Genomic DNA, 21,424 nt, shown 5'->3' on the forward strand with positions numbered 1-21,424 from the left:
GTACTAATAAAAAGCATATTATTAATAATTCGAAAGTGTTTTTTTACATATCTCTCGATATTCCAAAGAAGAATTTCTTTTCTCCCTTTTGGTTTATCGAATAATATATTCTGACGTTGCTATTGTACCATGTGACAATATCCAGTCCCACACCACCACCGTTTAACAATTTGTTGGCTAATCGAGAATTACTGTAAACGGGAATGTAGTTTTTTATGTAGCCACTGTCGAAGTAAATGTTTGGATAGATGGCCAAAGGTAATGTGCTGAACTGGGATAGTTTGATGATATTCTTTAGATTAAACTCTTTTTTTAGGAGCTCATATTTTAAGGTATTTTTCCATAAACCATAATTTTGACCATCAATTACGTACAATTCATAACCCCGAACCAGATTGTTGGAAAACCCTAAACCTGTTATAAGTGGGTAGTACTGTTTTTGAGGAGTTGATAGCTTGGCTCTCAGGCTCGTTTCCCAAAAAAAAGATTTATTGAGTGGTTTGTAGAAAGAAAAGAGCCCAAAAATGTTGGTTTGGTTATAGCCTTTTTTTACATAAAAATTACTTAATTGGGTGTAAAGCAGCTTGCCACTTAGTGGATATTGTCGATTGTCTCGTTGGTCGAAGCGATAATCATAGGTAAAACTAAAAACCTCTTGTTTGGTGGTATTTACACCGAAATAGTTGGGGTTTAATTTGCTAATAGTGTCCGAAATGGTAGTGTTGGTATAACCCAGATTGATAGTATGAAAATGATACAGGGCATTGCGAAGCCTAAGTTCGAAAATAGCCCCTTTGCGTTCTCTCATCCTTTTTTCGCTCACAAAAAAGTCAAGCTTATCGTTCCATGTTCTGTAGGCCATCGTACGTTGGGTGGAGTAAAAAGCTCCTGCCCGAATACCAATTCTTTTACGTTTGTCTATGTAAGGTTTGGCGTAGGATAGCTCAAAATATGGCACAAAGCCACCCATTATTTTAGCTCTTAGTTGGTCATTGTTACCAGATAGATTAAAATGTTTGGCGTTGATACCGTAGGTAAGTCGGGTGAGGTCGCGGTTTCGTTCGTACCACCATTCGTTCAGACTTCTATCGGCTAGCAGCACTTCAGGTAGAACCACCAGATACCACCTTTCTTTCAGAACTATATAAATATCAGTGAATTGGTCGTTCGAATTATAGAGGATGTTAACTGTCAAGAAAAGATTGGTGTTGATGAGATTCTGCTTGCTTCTTTCTATGTATTTTTCTAGATCTACAGATGACAGACTATCCCCGACTTTAAAATTAAGTTCTCTAAGAATAATTCCCTCCTTGGTTTTCGAATTACCCGAAACTTCTATTTTGTTTATTTTTAGAAGGTTTTGGGCATATAAGTTTCCGCCATACCACACAATCAAAACTAAACTTATGACCCTTTTTATGCTCCCAATCTTCATTCTTTAAATCTATTCCGCTACCAGCCAAATCACAATATTACTCAATTATATTTTAATAAATATTCAAAAGAATCAACTAGAATATAATTTTTTTAATTTGTTTTGTAAAAATACTAACACTAAAACCTATGAATATGAATTTTAAACCCAAGCTGACCTTTGCCAATATTATCAACATGAACGTTGGTTTTTTTGGCATTCAGTACAGTTTTGGATTGCAACAAAGTGCTGTGAATCCCATTTATGACATGCTCGGAGCCAGTCCTGACCAAATCCCGATCTTAAACCTTGCAGGACCAATGACCGGCCTTTTGATTCAACCTATCATTGGTGCAATGTCTGACAAAACTTGGTCACCTAAGTTTGGAAGACGTAAACCTTACTTTTTCATTGGAGCTATTATGTGTAGTTTGGCCTTGTTTCTCTATCCATTTAGCAGTTCTCTTTGGATGGCGGCAGGCCTGCTTTGGCTTTTGGATGTAGGCAACAACACTGCAATGGAGCCCTACAGAGCATTTATTGCTGACAAGTTAGATGCTTCACAACAGCCAACGGGTTTTCAGGCACAAAGCTTTTTTACTGGTTTAGGACAAACTTTAGTCAACTTGTCTATTTTTGTTTTTCCCATGTTATTTCTAGGGACAAAAGGATCACTACCTACCTGGGTTTATGCTTCGTTTTTTTTAGGTGCGATTTGTTCGGTGGGATCTGTTTGGTGGAGTATGCGTACAACCGCTGAAATACCGCCAACTGATGACGAATTAGCCGAAATGAAATCTTCTCCCCTTAGTCTTTTGACACCATTCAAAGAAATACCAAAAGCAATTATGCAAATGCCAAAAGTGATGTGGCAGCTGGCTCTTGTGTATCTATTTCAGTGGTATGCCTTGTTTTGTTATTGGCAAAATTCGGCCAAAAGTATCGCACAATCAGTCTGGAAAACCAATGTTTATCAAGATAATCCGATTTACAATGAGGCTGTGAGTTGGTCTGGTTTAGTAAACGGTTGGTATAATATCGTGATGTTTTTGGTGGCCTTTAGTTTGGTTTATTTTGCAAAAAAATATTCTCCAAAAATGGTACATGCTTTCTGCCTGGTTCTGGCCGGAATTGGCTTTTTAGCTTTCCCGTTGATAGAGAATAAATACTTGTTATTTCCGGCCATAACAGGCTTTGGCATAGGTTGGGCAAGTATGATGGGTATTCCGTATTTGATAGTGGTGGGTGCTATTCCGAAGGAAAGATATGGGGTGTACATGGGCATAATCAACATGATGATTGTGATACCGATGCTCATTCAAACGCTTACTTTTGGCTATATTTTGAAGAATTTCCTGAATAATGATCCTGGGAAAGCAATAACCTTTGCAGGTGTCTTACTCTTAATCTCTGCAGTAGCTACTTTACTCATAAAGTCTGACAATAAAGTGGAGATTAGCAATATACCAATGGCGGGTGGTGGACACTAAAATCTAATAATATTATAGGAAAAAACCGTGATTCTATGGTGTAATCGCGGTTTTTGTGTTTAAAAGGTCATTAAATTGTCGTAAGTCATAAATACAACGGTGCATTTTTGTACTTTTGCATTTTATTTTAGAATATAAAAATATACAGAAAAAATGAATTACTCGCTTTCGCAAGTGCCCGAGCGTACGGTTCAACCTCGAAATGAGGGTCTTACCATGGTGATGGATAAAGGCTTGAGCATCAGAGAGACCGAAGACATGCTTAGCATCTCATCCAATTACATTGATATAGTAAAATTAGGCTGGGCTACTTCTTTTGTTACGCCTAACGTACACGAAAAATTAGCCGTTTATAAAGCCGCCAATATACCCGTTTATTTCGGTGGAACACTTTTTGAAGCATTCGTGGTGCGTGGTCAGTTTGAAGACTATATGCGTGTTTTGGATAAGTTTGGTTTGGAACATGCGGAGGTTTCTGACGGCTCTATAACTTTGCCGCACGACGAAAAGTGCTTTTATATCAAAGAGTTAGCTAAAAGAGGCAAGGTGCTTTCTGAGGTAGGTTCAAAAGACGCTGAGAAGATTTTTGCTCCTTACAAATGGATAGAAATGATGAAGGCCGAACTAGAAGCTGGTGCTTGGAAAGTGATAGGTGAAGCTCGTGAAGGCGGAAATATAGGTCTATACAGAAGCTCGGGTGAAGTAAGGCAAGGTTTGGTTGACGAAATAATTCACGCCATTTCTGCCGAAAATATCATTTGGGAAGCTCCGCAAAAATCCCAACAAGTGTATTTTGTGAAATTAGTTGGAACCAATGTAAACCTTGGTAACATTGCACCAAACGAAATCATCCCGTTGGAAACTATTCGTTTAGGCTTGAGAGGAGATACTTTTGCCACTTTCCTGACGGATGACGTAAAACAGAAGTACAAATTAGGCAGATATTACCAAGACGATCGCATCAGACAAGACGACTAATTTATGGAATTGATACATTTTTTGTTGGAGTTTTTAAAAGATCCACTTACTACACTTGAGGGTTTCTTGGCCGAATACGATAAACTGACCTACGCTTTACTATTTTTGGTGATTTTTGTGGAAACAGGTTTTATTGTAATGCCCTTGTTGCCAGGCGATTCATTGCTTTTTGCAGTAGGTTTGTTGGCGGCCACTACTGGCCAGTTGGATGTGGCGATTGTTATTCCCTTATTGATTCTCGCTGCTCTTTTGGGCGACAATGTCAACTATTTTGTTGGTAGACGATTCAGTGATTTTATAAAATCAAGAGACAAAATACTTTTTCTAAAGCGAGAATACATTACGCAAACAGAAGAGTTTTATGTAAAACACGGTCCTAAAGCAGTAATTATTGCCCGCTTCATGCCTATTATTCGTACTATTGCTCCTTTTGTCGCTGGTGCGGCAAGTATGAAATATTCAAGATACATTCTGTTTTGTTTGATTGGTGCGGTACTTTGGGTAATCAGCATTACCATGGTAGGTTATTTATTGGGGAATAATGTTTGGGTGAAGGAAAACTTTGAAAAAGTAGTTTTGGGTATTGTATTCGTGTCCATTATGCCGATGCTTTGGGGAATCATTAAGGTTAAATTTCTAAACAAAGCATGAAAAAATTTGGTCTCGTAGGTTTTCCTCTTTCGCATTCTTTCTCGAAAAAATATTTTAGTGAAAAGTTTCAAGAAATGGGTATTTCGGATACCCATCAGTATGATTTGTACGAAATTGAGGACATAAATGAGCTGAAAAATATCATTAAAAATACTGAGGGTTTGACGGGGCTCAATGTCACCATTCCGCACAAGCTCAATGTAAGGCCCTTCTTAAATGAAATTGATTCTACTGCCGAGCGTATTGGGGCGGTGAATGTGATCAAAGTGTCGGAAAATAAGAATTTGAAAGGTTATAATTCAGACTATTTTGGGTTTCGTAAGTCTTTAGAGGAATTTCTGGGCAATACAAAGGGAATAAAGGCCTTGGTTTTGGGTAATGGTGGTGCCGCTCGAGCGGTTTGTGTGGCTCTGGAAGATGTGGGGATTGAGTACAAACTGGTTTCTCGTAGAGCTTCTGACGATACCATCAATTACAGAAAAGCAAACGAACTTTTAGGCGAGAACAAGTTGATTATAAATTGCACGCCTTTGGGTACTTATCCGAATGTTACTAGTTTTCCAGACTTGGATTATGAAAATATTGGTCAGGGGCATTTCTGTTATGACTTGGTGTATAATCCCTCCGAAACGAAATTTCTTCAAAAAGCTAAAGCCAATGGAGCTCAAACTATCAACGGTTACGACATGTTGGTGTATCAGGCAGAGAAATCGTGGGAGATTTGGAATTCTTGAGGTGGTAATTGGTGAATTAGTTACTTGTTGACTGGTTATTGGTGGACTGGTAACTAATAGACGGGTAAATTGCCACTGAGTGAACCGAGGTGGGTTCGTCGTGAGAATAGTTAAAAAATTAAAACTTCGTTCTATAAAAAGATATAAAGATGAAATATACAAAACACGTATTTGTTTGTACAAACGACAAAGAAGCTCCGAAAAAATGCTGTGGTAGCGAGAGAGGAATGGAGTTGGTGAATGCATTTAAAGAAGGCTTAAAAGCCAAAGGGTTGGATATTGAAATAAGGGCTCAACGTGCCGGGTGTTTAGATACTTGTGGCAAAGGTCCATCAGTTGTAGTTTATCCAGAAGGCGTTTTTTACGGTTTTGTTACGCCCGAAGACGTGAACGAAATCATTGAGAAGCATTTGATAGGTAACGAACCAGTAGAACGCTTGGTGATTGCCTAATTTCGTAGATTTTATTTTGGTGCCTGATTTTTCTATTCTATTTTGCAAATCTTTAAAAATGTAAAATATAATAATTTGGAAATCAGGCATTTGTTTTTTGACCTCGATCACACACTTTGGCATTTTGAGAAAAATTCCGAGATATGCATTAAACAAATTTATGAGCATCACAGAGCTATTTTTCCGAAGGAAATAGGATTTGAGACTTTCTTTCAGAAGTTTTCGACAATCAATTCGGCCATGTGGAATCAACTCGATTTGAGCCTGATTACCCACGAATATCTCCGAACTTTTAGGTTTCAGAAAGTTCTACAAGCCTTGAATATTGAAATTGACGAATCGTTTTCCTTGGAGCTCAATAAGATGCTTTTGGATCTTCTGCCCCACCAACATCACCTGATGGATGATGCATTTGACACTTTGGAAGTTTTGGCTCAAAGAGGTTACAAAATGAATATCATCAGCAATGGCTACCAAGATATTCAGATAAAAAAAATGAAAAGCGGTGGCATTTATCATTTTTTTGACCAAATCATCACCAACGATATTGCTGGAGCCAGAAAACCCGAAAAGGCGATTTTTGATTTTGCACTTTACAAGGCTAATGCAGATGTTACCAGCAGCATAATGATAGGAGATAACCTCATCGCCGACATTGAGGGAGCGAAAAATGCAGGATTACGGACCATTTATTTTAATCCAGAAAATGATGGTAACGACACTGAAAATATTTCAGAATTGAAGTATTTGTTGGAAATACTTTAGGCTTAGGTTACTCCATAGAAAAGCTCATCTCCACTATTCCATTCGATTTTATTTTGTCAATATGTCCCATCGTTTTCTTGTCTTTACTCAAAAAATGGGCATGAATAAAACTATCCTTATGGGTGTATATTCCTTGATGTTTTTGAGAGTAGAAAACCAGAATTTCGCCTTCTATTTGTTCAAAATTATAATCGGCTTGCTTTTTATTTGCTTGATAACCTAGTACATCCGAGGAGCGAGGCATTACAATATGCGTGGTTAGGTGATCAAATTTGCCTTTTATTTTTATCACAAAAGGCTTCTCAGAGTTGTATTCTTTTTCTTTAGCAATGTTCTCAATATTTTTTTGAAGCTCCTGTAGGTTTTGGCAATCTAGATTTACTTTATGTTTTTGCCATTTCGCCACATTGGCATAAACGAAAAACGGAGCCTCTATTTGCCAGTTTTTAGAAACAACACCTTCACCATTGGTATTTACTGCACTGAAATACGGTATGCCATCCCAAACGCTAATTTCACCTTGCATTCTGCCATAAGGTCCCAAGCCAAAAAGATGCTTTTTGTTGGTGACGGTATCCAATCTGATATGTGGTGCAAAATTTTCTTTGCCCATATCGGCCATTGAGCCTATGTTTTTTACGGTTTGGGAGGTGGTTATAAAAGGGGAGAAGAGTATCAAAAGAATAGCAAGAAGGTTTTTCATGATTTTAAATGGTTCCGTATTTATTGATAATGGCCATTTGTCCGGCGTGGTAGGCTGTATGTGACACTATTCTGCCAAAAGCCTCAGCTTTGGTTTTTGTTCCAAATTCTTTGGTGCTTAATTCTGTACTCCAATCTTCATCGGTTTGTTTTTCAATAATATTTTTCAATGTTTCATACGAATATTTTACATAGTCTCTCAATTCCTCAAGATTCGTCCATTCTCCAGTATCATATTTATCAATCACAGTTTTGGCAGTGACTTTTACATCCGCCGCACCAAATACATTTTTGGCAAAAAGCAATTCTACATCACCGATGTGACGAATCAAGAAGCCCACTGAGTTGACCGATGGTTGAAGCTTTTTTGGTAAATCAGTTTCCAAAATTTTTTCCATTTGATTGGTGAATCTAGTTCGAGCTTCCATCCAAAGTTGTGTTAAAATCTGTGTTTGAGTTTTCATAAATTCAAAATTTGTCTTTTTTAATTTCCAAAGTTACGAATGGTACGGAATTGTATTATGACTGCTGTCATAATTGAGTAAAATTACTATAATCGGATTTTATTTTAGAATATGACTTAGTATTCAATTTCTAAATTGTTGTATTTTTTGTTGCAATAAAAAAGAATAAAAAAATTTGCATTTTTCTAAATTCACCGAATCTTTATCGTAATATTGCAATATAAAAATATAATTATGTTTCTTATCTTAAATTTTTTAATGCTCTTTTTTATGAACAACCCTGTACAAAATGCAAATGTTATTGATGAAAAAATACTTTCTTATATAGAAAATAATACGCTGGATTTCAGTGGGATAAGTGAAGAAAGAAAGGGAGATTTGGATAAAATCGCTGATTATGTTTCGATGAAAATTAAAGCAAACGAAACTGCGGAATTGGTGTATATCTGTACACATAATTCGCGAAGAAGTCATTTTGGGCAGATTTGGGGTGCCACAGCAGCGGCTTATTATGGTATAGCAAATATAAAAACTTATTCAGGTGGTACAGAAGCAACGGCTTGTAATGAGCGTTCGGTGGCAGCACTAAAAAGAGTTGGATTTATGATTGAAAAAACTACGGAAACCAGCAATCCAGTTTATCATATACAATACAGTGCTGATGGTCCGAAACAAATAGCTTTCTCAAAAAAGTATGACGATTCGTCAAATCCAAAGCAAGGTTTTTGTGCGATAATGACTTGCTCAAGTGCTGACGAGGCTTGTCCAGTGGTATTTGGAGCTGCCAAAAGAGTTGCAACTCCTTACGAAGACCCAAAGGCTTTTGACGGAACCACCGATGAAGCAAAAATGTACGACGAAAGGTGTAAACAAATAGCCACGGAGACCTTTTATGTGTTTTCTAAAGTGAAAAAATAATGGGAATTACCAAAACCGAAATATTTACAAAGCAACAAAACGAAACTGCGTTATTAATGAAGGCTCTTGGGCATCCGGCTCGTATTGCCATTGTGGAGTACCTTTTGTCTGTAAATGCCTGTATTTGTGGCGATATAGTTAACGAGCTCGCACTGGCCCAACCCACTGTTTCTCAGCATCTAAAAGAGCTGAAAAATGCTGGTATCATCAAAGGGAATATTTCGGGAAATGCTATTTGTTATTGTATTGACGAAACCGCTATAGATACGCTTCGAGTTTATTTCGGTGGAATATCTGATAATTTAGAGAAAAAGAAAAAAATGTGTTGCTAAAAATTTAATAAAAATAATATGAAACTTTCAGAGGTAAAAAAACTGCTTTCAACCGTGGATGCTGTCGATTTTAAATTGCAAAATGGCGGTATGGTACCCGAGCATTTTCATGTGACCGAGGTTGGATTAATCACCAAACACTTTATAGATTGTGGCGGAACCGAGAGAATCGAAAAAGTAGCGAATTTTCAACTTTGGAATGCCAACGATTTCGAACACCGTCTGAAACCGCAAAAATTACTAAACATTATAGAACTCTCTGAGCGTAAGTTGGGTATGGGTGATTTGGAGGTAGAAGTCGAGTATCAATCAGACACTATTGGAAAGTATGGCTTAGATTTCGATGGAAGCACGTTTGTACTAACTACCAAAATGACGGCATGTTTAGCTTCTGATTCATGTGGAATTCCGCCAGAAAAACTAAAAGTTAAACTTTCTGATTTACAAACAGCTGAACAAGCTTGTTGTACGCCTGGTGGTGGATGTTGTTAAGATTAAAACTAAAAATATGTCTGCAAATAATTGTGCTCCGGTTGTGGAGCGAAAGAAGCTTGGTTTTTTAGATAGATTCCTAACGCTTTGGATATTTTTGGCCATGGCGATTGGGGTTGCTGTTGGGAATTTATTTCCACAATCTTCAAATTTCATCAACTCCTTTTCTTCGGGAACTACGAACATTCCATTGGCCATTGGTTTGATATTGATGATGTACCCGCCACTGGCCAAAGTGAAATATGAACAAATGGGCGAGGTCTTTAAAAATACAAAGGTTTTGGGAGCTTCGCTGTTTCTAAACTGGATTGTTGGACCAATTTTTATGTTTCTTTTAGCTATACTTTTCTTGCAAGATTATCCCGAATACATGGTTGGACTTATACTCATTGGAATTGCCCGATGTATTGCTATGGTGGTGGTTTGGAACGATTTGGCTGACGGAAGCAGAGAATATGCTGCTGGTTTGATAGCTCTAAACAGTATTTTTCAGGTGCTTTTGTATAGCGTTTATGCGTATGTTTTCATCACGGTTCTGCCGCCTTATTTTGGTTTTAAAGGCTTAGAAGTTGATATCAGCATTGCTCAAATAGCCGAAAGTGTCGGTATATACCTTGGTATTCCGTTTCTATTGGGCATTCTCAGCAGATATTCACTCATAAAACTCAATGGTGAAGAGTGGTTTAATACCAAATATGTGCCTATTATTTCTCCAATTACTTTAATTGCTCTTCTTTTCACTATTCTGATCATGTTTAGCCTCAAAGGCGAACTCATTGTTCAGATTCCGATGGATGTGGTACGAATTGCAATTCCATTGGTAATCTACTTTTCGGTGATGTTTGTGATAAGTTTCTTCATCGGAAAATACTTTGGGGCCGATTATTCTAAAAGCACCTCCATTGCCTTTACGGCCACGGGAAACAATTTTGAATTGGCCATAGCAGTAGCCATTGGCGTTTTTGGCATCAATAGTGGCCAAGCTTTTGCGGGTGTTATTGGGCCGTTGGTAGAAGTTCCGGCATTGATAGCCTTGGTGAATTTGGCATTTTGGTTTAGGAAGAAATATTTTGTTTAATATTTACTTTAACCCCTCCAAATAGCCAATCAAATCCAAATACTCGGTTTCTTTCAACGGGAATGCCGGCATAAGTGAGGTTTCCATTTTGGTTGCCGACTTCACTTGAGACTTTTTGTAAGCCACAATTTGAGATTGGCCGGGAAGTTTAACCAGATATTCGTCATTGGTTTTGCTGGTGATAATTCCTTGAAATGCAGAACCGTCTGTAAGTGTAATATTGTAGCCTTCATAGCCAAAACTTATACCCTGACTTGGGTTTATAATGGCATTATAAAGACTCTCTTTGGTAAGCTTTTTGCCAATTTGACTCAAAGCTGGGCCAAAATCCATCCCATTTCCATTTACCACATGGCAGGTGGCACAATACATCCCGAACAATTCTTTACCTTTTGAAGCATTACCTTTTTTATCCAAGAAATTTGCCTTTAAAGCTATTTGGGGTTCCTGAGGTTTGCCAAATTTTTGCTCAAATTGCACCTTTAGGTCACTGTGGAAGGTTTTGGTAAAAACTACTTTGGCTGCAGGAATGAGTTCTTTTGGTACTTTATTAATTTTCACCAAATTCCAAAGTTTGACATCGCTTTGATAACCTTCCATGGCCAGCACAGCCGCCTCTCTTATTTTGAAAGGATATTTTTTGTTTGAAAATATCAAAATCAATTGCTTGGTGATGGCTTCATTGTCCACTAAACCAATTCTCTGTATGGCTTTGATTACTTTTGCCTCAACGAGTGGTTTGGCCGTAATGGCTTCTTTGAGCGGCACTACACCAAAAAGCTGTGATAGAACCAACGCTGCTTTTTCATAAACTTCTGGATTTGAACTTTCAAAGACAATGTTTTCTAGCCTAGTTCTTTGATTTTGGAGGCCATATTTCTTAACGATGTCGATAAAATCAACGTCATTTTTGATATTCTCAAGAACTCTGGGAAGAATAGCATTGAATTCAGAGTCTTTTACGATAGATTCTGCATCAAAATGTTTGAAAATTAAAAGACTTATTTCCTCCGATTTAGAGTTTTTCAAAAGGCTCAAAAGAGCCTTGTTTTTAGTATTTTTTTCCTGAAAATCAAATGCTCTGAAATATCGGTAACTGTCCTTTAAATCGGAAGAACGGATAATTTCTGCAAGATATTCAGGCGTATTTTTTGCTCTACTTCTCCAAATAATATCTTTGGCGGCCTCATCATTTCTCCAATTTTTATCTTTTAAATATGCTGCTAGATAATTATCCCAATTCCCATCTGCACCAATTCCAATAGCTTCAAGAAACCATTTATCGCCTGTTTTATAGCTATTTGCCAAGTTAAGCCAAGCTTGTTCATTTTCAGTTTTGTAGATAGCGGAGCCCACTGCTTGCTTAACTTGGAATGAATTGTTACTGGCCATGCTGGCTAGAAAAGTGCTGTTATTCTCTCTTTTCGCCATTCTTACCGATGCAGCTCTTACTTGTTCGTTGGCGTTTTTACTGGCTTCTAAAACATACTTTTCATCTATTTTTGAAAGAAGCCAATATGCCCTTGCTTGAAAAACAGGATTGTCTGATTTGCTAAGTTTTACTAACTCAGACTCTGCATCTTTGCCCATTTTTGCCAAAGCAGTATAGGCCAAATATCTCACAGAATTAGAAGGGTTTTCCAAAGCTGCAATACATGAACTGGCCGATTTATAATCATAAGTCGGTATTTTATAATTGGGCTTATTGCTGCTTAATCTGTATATTCTGCCTTTTTCTAAGTCGCCTATGAAATGTCCACCCACACCGGAATCGTACCAGTCCGCCACGAAAACGGAGCCATCGGGAGCTGTACAAATATCAGACGGTCGAAACCACATGTCTTTTTGTGTGGCATCTAAAATTAGGTTTTGTTTTATGGTATAACCAGCTCCATCATTTATTCTTTCGTAGCTCGAAATATCGTTGGTGCCAGCATCGGCAAGAAATAATGTGTTTCGGTATTTTTCAGGAAGGAGTGAACCCTCGTAAATAAAGATTCCTGTGGGTGAGCCGTATCCGGTTACTTTAAGGTTTGGGATCACTCCAGGGTCGTTTTGATGCCAATGTTGGTTGTAAACTGAATCCTCCAGATTAGTACGGTTTACTCGCCAATCGGCTCCAGTCATTTCGTCTTTGTATCCGTAGTTTCCACCTGGCATTACATAATTGATTCGGTTGGCTTTTTTGCCGTCGTCATCATTATCTGATTGCCAAATTCTGCCGTAAGAATCTATGCAAAGTTCGTAGTTATTTCTAAAGTTCCAAGCCAATACCTCGAAGTTTTTTCCATCTACATCACATCGGAGGGCCATCCCATCTTGAAAAGGGGCTTTCGTTTGGCCAATTACCCTTCCGTAAATGTCTTTGATGGGTTGGTTGTTTTTATCCAAAAGACCTTCTCCAAAGTTTCCGAAATTGAAGTATAATTTGCCATCAGGTCCAAAAACGCAAGAATGTACGCCATGGTCACTTTGTAATCCCGCTACTGTTTTGAATAAGATTTCTTTTTTATCAGGAATATCGTCACCGTTTTCGTCTGTAAAAACAAAAACATTTGGGCTACAAGAAACGATGGTTTTATTTCCCAAAACTGTAATTCCAAGAGCAGAATTAATATCTTCACCTTGATAGAAAACCTTGGTTTTGTCTGATTTTCCATCACTATTGGTATCTTCTAAAATCAGAATTTTGTCACCTTTTTTGTTGTATGGAACATTGTTTACATCGTTTCGATAATTGTAGGCCTCACAAATCCAGATTCTACCTTTATGGTCAATGTCCATATTGGTGGGATTGAAAAGGTCTGGCTCTGAGGCAAATAAGGTGAGTTGGAGCTCAGGGTCTTTAAGTTGTATGCCGTCAACAGTGATGAATTTCTTATTTTTCCCTTCTGGAAATCTATCAAAAGTACTTTTCTCGCTTTTCTGACAAGCCAAAAGGGATAGATATAAAAAAGGCAAAAGAAGTTTTTTGAACATAAGCAATGAACCGTTTCAAAAGAAACTAAGATTTTTATGGAAAGTTTATACAAATGTAGTTCTGTTAGTACATTAAAGCAATTTTGGTGAATTAGATTTAAAACTAATTAATTGAAAATAGTATCAATCACTTCTTTTAATTCCTTTTCTTTTCTGAAGATATCTTCCAGAAGTAACCTCTGGTTTTTGGCTCTATTGAGGTTGTGTTCAGGGTATTTTATAGGATAGTAGACGTCGTCGTTGAGATAGTCTGTCAAAAATCTAAGGCCCTGCATGTAAATCATAAATGGCCCAGCAAAGAATAAACTTTCCTTTTCTGCGGGTGTAATGAGGGCTTTCATTTGACTCAAATAACCAGCCATGAGAGCCTCGAAGTATTCCGGTCTAACTTTTATATTTTCAAAATTCGTACTCTCTTCGGATTCTTCACAAGTGAAGGTCCGCACCATATCACCCAGATCAGAGATTATTTTCCCGGGCATCAAAGTGTCTAAATCACAGACACACAGGCTTTTGTTGGTGTTTTGGTCAAACAATACATTATTGATTTTGGTATCGTGGTGAATCATCCTTGTGGGATAGTCGATATTCAAAATAATCTCTTGATAGGTATCGACTAGGTATTTTTGGTTATTAACAAAGTCAATTTCCTCGGTTACGGATTTTATTCTCCCTTGGTTGCCGTTTTTTAAGGCATCTTCAAACTGTTGGAATCTCCACCCTAGGTCATGAAAACCCTGAATACTCGGCTGCAAGCCGTCCAAAGGCATAGAATGCAGATTTTTGGTGAGTTGGCCAAAGGCTTTGGCCGCTTCAAAAGCCATTTTGGGGTCTGAAACGGTATTAATGGAGTAGGAGTTAGAAACAAATGGGCTTAATCTCCAATACTCTTGTTCTACGACAGCCAAATCTTGTTCATCTTTGGTCCTGATTTGATGTATGAAAAGATATTCGGGATGATTTTGCGAGAGAAATTCGGATGTATTGCCAATATTTTGGGCAATTACCCATGGTTTTGGAAATACGTGGGTATTAATTTTTTGTAAAACGAATTTCCGGTCGGTTCTTAACGATTCTAATAAAAAGGTGGAATTGATATGGCCCGAACCAAAAGGTTTGTAATTATAATCGTTTAGATTTAATCCAAAGGCTTCTAATATTTGCTCCAAGACGAAGTTTTTTTAGTCAAAGGTAATGTTTTTTGAATTGCTTCTCAATAGAAAAACACCTCATCCACGAAAAACCAACCTTTATCGCCTTTTCCAGGGTGCCATGCAGGTAGTTTTGTCAATGGTTGAACTATTAATTTTATCCGCTCAATATTGGTTTTATTTAATGGAATATCTACTCCTTTTGTGCCGTTTAAAGTCATTTTGGTCAGTTGTGGCACATTTACTTTCTTAAAATGACTTAGTGGTTTTCCAACTTCCTTGATATATACATCAACAAAAACCGGAGGCATAATGTATTGGCCAGTATTTTCTGCATAACTGATGGTGAGGCCGTTCAGCTTACTAGGTTTTTCTAAATCAAAAATGCCTTCCATTGGATTTTCTCTAAAACCCAACCAATTTTTGTCTTTAAAATTAACGGCATCGCCTTGCTTTCTGTCTATCAATGTAAGTTCTCCATTACCAGGGTATTGCGGGTTAGGCTTAGTCAAAAGTTTCAAGCTTTTGGCTTTGAAATTTGATTTGAAGAAATAGAATTCTTTCACGTCAGATGCCAGCCAGCCATTTTTGGTGGCGATGGTTTTTATGGCTCCGTAATTTTTTAAAAGTAAAGGTGTCTTATAAATTGGTGAATTTACTGAATCAGGAATAGAACCATCAAAGGTGTATCTAATATCGACATTTTGCAGTGTATGTTTGAGAGAAATGGTGGTGTTGCCCTCCAATATTTGATTTTCATTCACCAAAATGGGAGGATTAAGTTTTAAGGTTTCAGATTCGTCAGGCACGTATCCCAGTTCAATTCTCTTTTTCGACTTCTTCAGTTGTTCATGTTGTTCTTTGGTAAACTTGGTTTCCCACAGATAGACTTCTTTCAGTGAAGGCATATCCATGATTTTAAGCAAATTATCGAAGCCAATCTTGGTGTTGGCAACAGCTAAAACTTCCAATTTTTTGCAATTTTTGAGCTTTTCTATTCCTTTTCCAGTGATGTTGGTTTGGTTAAGATTTATATATTCAAGGTTCTGGAATTTCGATATTTCTCCAAAGCTTTCGTCGGTCACAGGCATTTTAGAAAGATTCAAACTCACAATTTGCTCTCCGATTTTCGAAAGTGAACTCAGGGTTTTTGGTTCAAATTTTGAACTTACATAAAAGTTTACTTTTACTGCTGGAGAATTATTTGCGATAGGTTTTATGGTGCAAAATGGTGTGCTCAGTTCATTAATGGTGCTCTCTAATGCCGCTGAGAAATTATAAACCTTAGCCTCAACTTTTACTTCTTGGTTGCTTGCCAAAGTGTAAAAAAACGAGGAAGGTTTTAAGTCCGAGAGTTTCTGGTCATATTTGGCACCTTCTTGAATCCATTTTTTTAGAATTAGCAGTTCTTGAGTAGTCAACTGCGGCTTTCCTTTTGGCGGCATATGCTTTTTGTCCTCCAAATCTAGATAAGCTCTTTTAAGGATATGGCTGTTCAAGGTGTCATTTCCTACCCAAAGTTGCCCATTCTTGCCGCCCTTTTTAATTTTTTCGATGGTACTCATGTTGAGTTGGCCTTTGGTTTTTTGGTCGTTGTGGCAGCTTTTGCATTTTTGGTCCAGAATCGGATAAACAAACTTGTCAAAAGTAGTTTCTGGAGTTTTGGCTTCTTTTTCGCCCAATAAAAAATCTTCTCCATGGGTGATGTTTCCGCCCAAATGACCAACTATAGACACCACAATGATGGTAAGTATCAAGGTAATATTTGTGAAAACCTTCGAGGTGAAAATTCTTTCTTGAAACTCATAAATTAGATAAACCAGTAAACTTAATCCAATACCTGTGTACTTATGGTTTTTGATGGTTTCGGCCTCATAGCCATTTTCAAAAGACAACACCAAGCCCGCAAATGCACTTAGTACACTCGTAAATGCCAAAATAAGAAGGAGAAAATCTAATGTTAGATCGAAAGACTGCTCCTCGACTTTGGGTTTTAAACTATTGAATAAAAGCAACGCTACGGTAAGTCCAATAGGAATATGCAATAACATTGGATGCACACGTCCGATAAATGAAAACCAGCCGGGGATTTGAACTTGATTTTCAAATAAAGCTACAAATAGTAAGATTACATTTAAACCTAAACAAGCGTAGGAAAGGATTCTTTTCATAAATGGTATCAAGCCAAAAGTCCAGGGATTACTTTTCCTGCAATATCGGTGAGTCTATATCTTCTTCCAAGATGTTTATAATTTAGTTGCTCATGATTAAGCCCCATGGTGTGCATCACCGTAGCATGGAAATCATGAATATGTACGGGGTCTTTGATGATATTATAGCCCAATTCGTCTGTTTCACCATAAACTGTGCCACCTTTTATGCCGCCACCAGCCATCCAAATGCTGTATGCTCTTGGGTGATGGTCTCTTCCATAATTGTCCACTCCAAACTTGCCCTGAGAATAGTTGGTTCTTCCAAACTCTCCACCCCAAATCACCAAAGTTTCATCTAGTAAACCTCTTTGTTTTAAGTCAGTTACGAGAGCGGCTGAGGCTCTATCTACATCTTGAGCTTGTAATGGCATTTCGCCTGTTAGGTTGCCGTGCTGGTCCCATCCTTGGTGATAAAGTTGCACAAATCTTACTCCTGATTCCGAGAGTTTTCTTGCCAAAAGGGCGTTTGCTGCATAAGTTCTAGGTACCAAACAATCTGGGCCATACATTTTTATGATATGGTCAGGCTCTTTGGAAAGATCAGTAAGCTCAGGTACAGCCGTTTGCATTCTGTAGGCCATTTCGTATTGCTTTATTTTGGCTTCAACCTCTGGGTCGCGGTTTTCTTCAAAACCCAAATGATTCAGTTCTGCCAATTTATCCAACATCCTTCTTCTAGAGGTTTTGTCAGTCCCTTCGGGGTTGTTCAAATACAAAATGGGGTCTTCTCCACTCGAAAATACAACTCCCTGGTGGGTTGAGTCAAGGAAACCATTGGTCCAAAGTTTGGAATAAACACCTTGTCCGTTACCTCTTCCTCTTGATAGAAGCACACAGAATGCTGGTAAGTTTTGGTTTTCACTTCCTAAACCATAACTCAGCCATGCACCCATACTTGGCCTGTTGCCCACTTGTGCTCCAGTTTGAAGAAAAGTGAGAGCTGGATCGTGGTTGATGGCTTCGGTATTCATCGTTTTTACGATACAAATATCATCGGCTATTTTGGCTATATTCGGAAAAAGCTCAGAAATCCATGCTCCAGATTTGCCATGTTGTGCAAATTTGAAATAAGACCCCACCATCGGAAAATTAGTCTGACTGGCTGTCATTCCAGTGAGTCGCTGCCCGTTTCTGATAGACTCTGGCAGATCCTGACCGGCAAGTTTATTGAGCATCGGTTTGTAGTCGAAACTTTCTAATTGCGAAGGTGCTCCATTTTGAAAAAGGTAAATCACCCTTTTTGCTTTCGGTGCAAAGTGGGGCAATCCCAGTGGCAATCCAGCTTCTGATGATTCTCCCTTAAACAAATTTGGCATAAGTAGTGAACCCAAACCGAGGCTTCCAAGGCCTACAGCAGCTTTGCCTAGAAAATGTCTGCGGTTGACGTTAAGTCTATTTTTTAAAAACTCATTTTCCATTTTCTATATTCTGATAAGGGTTTCTTCCATGTTAAACATCATCTGAAAAGTCTGTAAAAGTGCAGCCAAGGCCACACCGTCTTTTACGGGTTTATGTTCGTATTCTCCAATCTGCTGTAGAGACTTGATTTTTTGAGGTTGTTTTTTGAAAAACACCAATTCTTCTTCATAGTATTTTCTGAGAATCTCTAATTCTTTTTTTGAAGGTGCCCTGCAAACTATTTTTCTAAAACCAGTTTTAATCGCATCGTCAATGCTTGCCTTTTTTGAAAGCTGTTCCTGAGCCATTACTCTGGCACTTTCTAACACATGCGGGTCGTTAAGCATGGCTAGGGCTTGTAAAGGTGTGTTGGTTCGCGAACGCTGCACTTCGCATTGGTCGCGATTGCTAGCATCAAAAATGAGCATAGCTGGTGGTGGTACCGTACGTTTAATAAATACATACATGCCCCTTCTGTACAAATCCTTGCCATGGTCTTGCACATACGTGGCCAAGCTTCCTCTACCCGAAGTAGCTACTTCCCAGAGTCCTTTGGGTTGGTAAGGCTTAATACTTGGGCCGCCTATTTCTTCATTTAGTAGGCCAGATGTGGCCAAAACATGGTCTCTAACGTTTTCGGCAGGAATTCGAAGTCTCGAACTTCTAGCCAAATATTTATTTTCAGGATCTATTTTTTTGTGTTCATCTTTGACGGTTGATGATTGCATGTAAGTGGCTGAGGTGACAATTTGCTTTACGAGTCTTTTGATATTCCAGCCGTTTTGTTTGAAATCACTTGCTAGCCAATCCAACAATTCGGGATGGGTAGGCAATTCACCTTGCATGCCAAAATCCCCCGTGGTTTTCACTATTCCTCTTCCAAAGAACTGCTCCCAGATTCTATTCACGTAGACACGAGAAGTTATCGGGTTTCGATCGTCAAATAACCATCTCGTAAGTCCATATCTGTTTTTTTCATATCCTTTAAACTCCAGAATGGCCTTCGGCGTGGTAAAATCTACCACTTTACCATGTGCATCGTAGTTTCCTCGCTCTAAAATATAAGTTGGTCTTACTATCGATGAATCTTTCATGACCATCACCTCAAGTTTCGAGGAGTCTTTTTTGTTGATGAAATTAAAAATACTTTTCACGTCTTCATCTTTAATTCTCATGTTTGGAGGATCAGCAAAAGACGCATCAATGGTACCAAATAGGCCTTTTTCAGGTACTTGATTGAAAAAAGCAAAGGTACCATAATACTCTTCATGGCTGATCGGGTCATATTTGTGCGTGTGGCATTTGGCACATTCGAGTGTGAGGGCCAAAACTGACTTTCCAAAAGTATTGGTTCGGTCAGTCACATATTCCACACGATATTCCTCGTCTATCACCCCACCTTCTTGGGTTATTTTGTGGTTTCTGTTAAATCCCGTCGCCAGAAGCATTTCTTTAGCCTTTGGATGCCGCTTCATTTTGTCGGCAAGAATATCTCCAGCCAATTGCCAAGTGATGAATTTTTTATAAGAATAATTAGAATTGAAAGCATGAATAACCCAATCTCGCCAAGGCCACATGGTGCGTAAGCCGTCGTCTTGATAACCATGCGAGTCAGCATATCTAGCCACATCTAGCCAATTGAGTGCCATTTTTTCACCAAAATGCTTGCTCTTGAGAAGTTGATTGACCACTTTTTCATATGCATTCGGGCTTTCGTCTTTCAGGAAAGCATCTTGCATTTCTATGGTTGGAGGCAAACCAGTCAAGTCAAAGCTCACTCTTTTCAATAAAGCTTCTTTTGAGGCTTGTTCTGAAGGACTTAAACCAACAGATTTCATTTTGTCAAAAGTGAAATAGTCAATTTCGTTTTTCACCCAATCTTTGCCAGCTTTCGGTAATTCAGATTTTTGAGGTGGAATATAAGCCCAATGCTTCTTTATTTTAGCTCCTTGATCTATCCATTTTTTTATGATTTTGATTTCATCTTCCGTTATGGTCAGATTTGAGCTTGGAGGAGGCATCTTAATGGAGGTGTCTGTTGCCACAATTCTTTTATAAACCTCGGAGGCCTCTGGGTTTCCTTTTACGATGGCATGGGCTTTTGGATTGTCTTGTAAAGCCGCATAGGCCCCAGCTTCAGTGTCAAGTCGCAGATTGGCCTCACGTTTTTTCTCGTCTGGTCCGTGGCATGCAAAACACCTGTCAGAAAGGATGGGACGTACATGAAAATTATAATCTACCACATCGGGGATTTCCTGACCAACAGATGGAGTACATTCAATGTTGATAATAGCTAAGGCAGCCACACCGATTAAAGCAAAAAAACTTATCCCTATTATCTTCGAATTCATATAGTTAGCATAATGATTACAATATTAATAATTTTTTTTAATAATTATATGAGCATTAATTTTTATATTTATTAATGAAATTATCCAATATGTAAAACCCAAAGTGTCTTTTTGTATTATTTTAATATTGGTTGAGAATTAAAATTTTGTATTTATTTTGGATATATGTTTTCTCTTTGTTTGTCTTAGGCAATAAAAGCTTATTTTTTAGATAGATAAATTCATAATAAAGTCCTGTTTCTAAGGTCTATTCCTTGTATTATTCTAATATCTCGAAAATTTTAATTGTATTTTTCTAATTATTTTCACTCTGTTTAAAAAAATATTAATAGCCCTTAGTTATATTGCATTTCAAAGTTTTTATATGTAGAATTTAATATTATGCCAGATAAAAATATTATTGTGAACGCTGGAGGATACGAGTTTTCTTTCGCTGAAAGTGAAATTGCAGCCTTGGATGTCTTGAACAAAAATGCGGAAGATTTTTCTCTTATTCATCAGCAGAGAATTATCAAAGGAGAGGTGATTTCGGCAAAGGGTAAAAACTATAAAGTGGAAATTGACGGTGAGCGTTTTCAGGTGCAGATTAAGACCCAATTGGATCAAATTTTGGACACCATGGGCCTGAATAAACCGAAAGTATCTAAAATTAAATCAATAAAAGCACCCATGCCCGGTTTGGTGATTGAAATTAATGTGGAGGAAGGTCAAACAGTGTCAGAAAATGATAAAATGCTGATCTTAGAAGCCATGAAGATGGAGAATGTAATCAAAATTCCACACGAAGCGGTAGTTAAGAAAATAAATGTCGTGAAAGGACAGGCAGTGGATAAGGGTCAGGTTTTAATTGAATTGGAATAAA

At 37.9% G+C, this 21,424-nt stretch carries 19 protein-coding genes; 11 read left to right on the forward strand and 8 right to left on the reverse strand.

Features of this window, described 5'->3' with window-relative positions; translation table 11 throughout:
• Window positions 1-43: 43 nt before the first annotated feature.
• On the reverse strand, window positions 44-1,435 hold the full coding sequence (locus tag EGI31_RS05810) for a POTRA domain-containing protein (protein ID WP_255036239.1): 1,392 nt from the start codon (window positions 1,433-1,435) through the stop codon (window positions 44-46).
• A gap of 134 nt (window positions 1,436-1,569) precedes the next feature.
• On the opposite strand from EGI31_RS05810, the gene EGI31_RS05815 reads away from it, so the two are divergent.
• From EGI31_RS05815 to EGI31_RS05840, 6 genes are all read left to right on the forward strand, one after another.
• Complete coding sequence (locus tag EGI31_RS05815) at window positions 1,570-2,904, forward strand: MFS transporter (RefSeq protein ID WP_255036240.1); 1,335 nt, start codon at window positions 1,570-1,572, stop codon at window positions 2,902-2,904.
• A gap of 153 nt (window positions 2,905-3,057) precedes the next feature.
• Window positions 3,058-3,882, forward strand: coding sequence for a phosphosulfolactate synthase (locus EGI31_RS05820; protein ID WP_255036241.1), 825 nt, complete (start codon window positions 3,058-3,060; stop codon window positions 3,880-3,882).
• A 3-nt stretch (window positions 3,883-3,885) separates the two neighbouring features.
• Entirely contained in the window at window positions 3,886-4,533 is a 648-nt protein-coding gene (locus EGI31_RS05825) for a VTT domain-containing protein (protein ID WP_255036242.1), read from the forward strand.
• The gene (locus tag EGI31_RS05830) at window positions 4,530-5,267 is read left to right on the forward strand and encodes a shikimate dehydrogenase family protein (RefSeq protein ID WP_255036243.1); all 738 of its coding nucleotides are present in this window, start codon (window positions 4,530-4,532) and stop codon (window positions 5,265-5,267) included. The genes EGI31_RS05825 and EGI31_RS05830 overlap by 4 nt, the downstream gene beginning before the upstream one ends.
• 149 nt (window positions 5,268-5,416) lie before the next feature.
• On the forward strand, window positions 5,417-5,719 hold the full coding sequence (locus EGI31_RS05835; protein WP_255036244.1) for a (2Fe-2S) ferredoxin domain-containing protein: 303 nt from the start codon (window positions 5,417-5,419) through the stop codon (window positions 5,717-5,719).
• 75 nt (window positions 5,720-5,794) lie between these two features.
• Window positions 5,795-6,484, forward strand: coding sequence for a YjjG family noncanonical pyrimidine nucleotidase (locus tag EGI31_RS05840; protein ID WP_255036245.1), 690 nt, complete (start codon window positions 5,795-5,797; stop codon window positions 6,482-6,484).
• Between the two features lie 7 nt (window positions 6,485-6,491).
• Here the strand turns inward: EGI31_RS05840 and EGI31_RS05845 are convergent, their stop codons facing one another.
• Window positions 6,492-7,187 (reverse strand): acetolactate decarboxylase, encoded by a 696-nt coding sequence (locus EGI31_RS05845; protein WP_255036246.1) that lies wholly within the window; start codon window positions 7,185-7,187, stop codon window positions 6,492-6,494.
• A gap of 4 nt (window positions 7,188-7,191) precedes the next feature.
• On the reverse strand, window positions 7,192-7,650 hold the full coding sequence (locus EGI31_RS05850) for a DinB family protein (RefSeq protein WP_255036247.1): 459 nt from the start codon (window positions 7,648-7,650) through the stop codon (window positions 7,192-7,194).
• 270 nt (window positions 7,651-7,920) lie between these two features.
• On the opposite strand from EGI31_RS05850, the gene EGI31_RS05855 reads away from it, so the two are divergent.
• From EGI31_RS05855 to arsB, 4 genes are read left to right on the forward strand one after another with little or no spacing between them, the layout of a single operon-like run.
• Entirely contained in the window at window positions 7,921-8,568 is a 648-nt protein-coding gene (locus tag EGI31_RS05855; protein ID WP_255036248.1) for a low molecular weight phosphatase family protein, read from the forward strand.
• Complete coding sequence (locus EGI31_RS05860; protein WP_255036249.1) at window positions 8,568-8,900, forward strand: ArsR/SmtB family transcription factor; 333 nt, start codon at window positions 8,568-8,570, stop codon at window positions 8,898-8,900. The genes EGI31_RS05855 and EGI31_RS05860 overlap by 1 nt, the downstream gene beginning before the upstream one ends.
• 18 nt (window positions 8,901-8,918) lie before the next feature.
• Window positions 8,919-9,392, forward strand: a complete 474-nt coding sequence (locus tag EGI31_RS05865; protein ID WP_255036250.1) for a DUF6428 family protein — start codon at window positions 8,919-8,921, stop codon at window positions 9,390-9,392.
• Between the two features lie 16 nt (window positions 9,393-9,408).
• Window positions 9,409-10,470, forward strand: a complete 1,062-nt coding sequence (gene arsB, locus EGI31_RS05870) for an ACR3 family arsenite efflux transporter (protein WP_255036251.1) — start codon at window positions 9,409-9,411, stop codon at window positions 10,468-10,470.
• A 3-nt stretch (window positions 10,471-10,473) separates the two neighbouring features.
• Here the strand turns inward: arsB and EGI31_RS05875 are convergent, their stop codons facing one another.
• From EGI31_RS05875 to EGI31_RS05895, 5 genes are all read right to left on the reverse strand, one after another.
• A complete protein-coding gene (locus tag EGI31_RS05875; RefSeq protein ID WP_255036252.1) occupies window positions 10,474-13,449 on the reverse strand; it encodes a PVC-type heme-binding CxxCH protein in 2,976 nt (991 codons plus the stop codon).
• Between the two features lie 107 nt (window positions 13,450-13,556).
• The gene (locus EGI31_RS05880; protein ID WP_255036253.1) at window positions 13,557-14,618 is read right to left on the reverse strand and encodes a phosphotransferase enzyme family protein; all 1,062 of its coding nucleotides are present in this window, start codon (window positions 14,616-14,618) and stop codon (window positions 13,557-13,559) included.
• 44 nt (window positions 14,619-14,662) lie between these two features.
• A complete protein-coding gene (locus tag EGI31_RS05885; protein WP_255036254.1) occupies window positions 14,663-16,771 on the reverse strand; it encodes an FN3 associated domain-containing protein in 2,109 nt (702 codons plus the stop codon).
• Between the two features lie 8 nt (window positions 16,772-16,779).
• The gene (locus EGI31_RS05890) at window positions 16,780-18,231 is read right to left on the reverse strand and encodes a DUF1501 domain-containing protein (RefSeq protein WP_255036255.1); all 1,452 of its coding nucleotides are present in this window, start codon (window positions 18,229-18,231) and stop codon (window positions 16,780-16,782) included.
• 3 nt (window positions 18,232-18,234) lie between these two features.
• On the reverse strand, window positions 18,235-20,562 hold the full coding sequence (locus EGI31_RS05895) for a PSD1 and planctomycete cytochrome C domain-containing protein (RefSeq protein ID WP_255036256.1): 2,328 nt from the start codon (window positions 20,560-20,562) through the stop codon (window positions 18,235-18,237).
• A gap of 381 nt (window positions 20,563-20,943) precedes the next feature.
• On the opposite strand from EGI31_RS05895, the gene EGI31_RS05900 reads away from it, so the two are divergent.
• Entirely contained in the window at window positions 20,944-21,423 is a 480-nt protein-coding gene (locus EGI31_RS05900; RefSeq protein WP_255036257.1) for a biotin/lipoyl-containing protein, read from the forward strand.
• Window position 21,424 lies beyond the last annotated feature (1 nt).

The organism is Lacihabitans soyangensis (assembly GCF_024343775.1).
GTDB lineage: Bacteria > Bacteroidota > Bacteroidia > Cytophagales > Spirosomataceae > Leadbetterella > Leadbetterella soyangensis.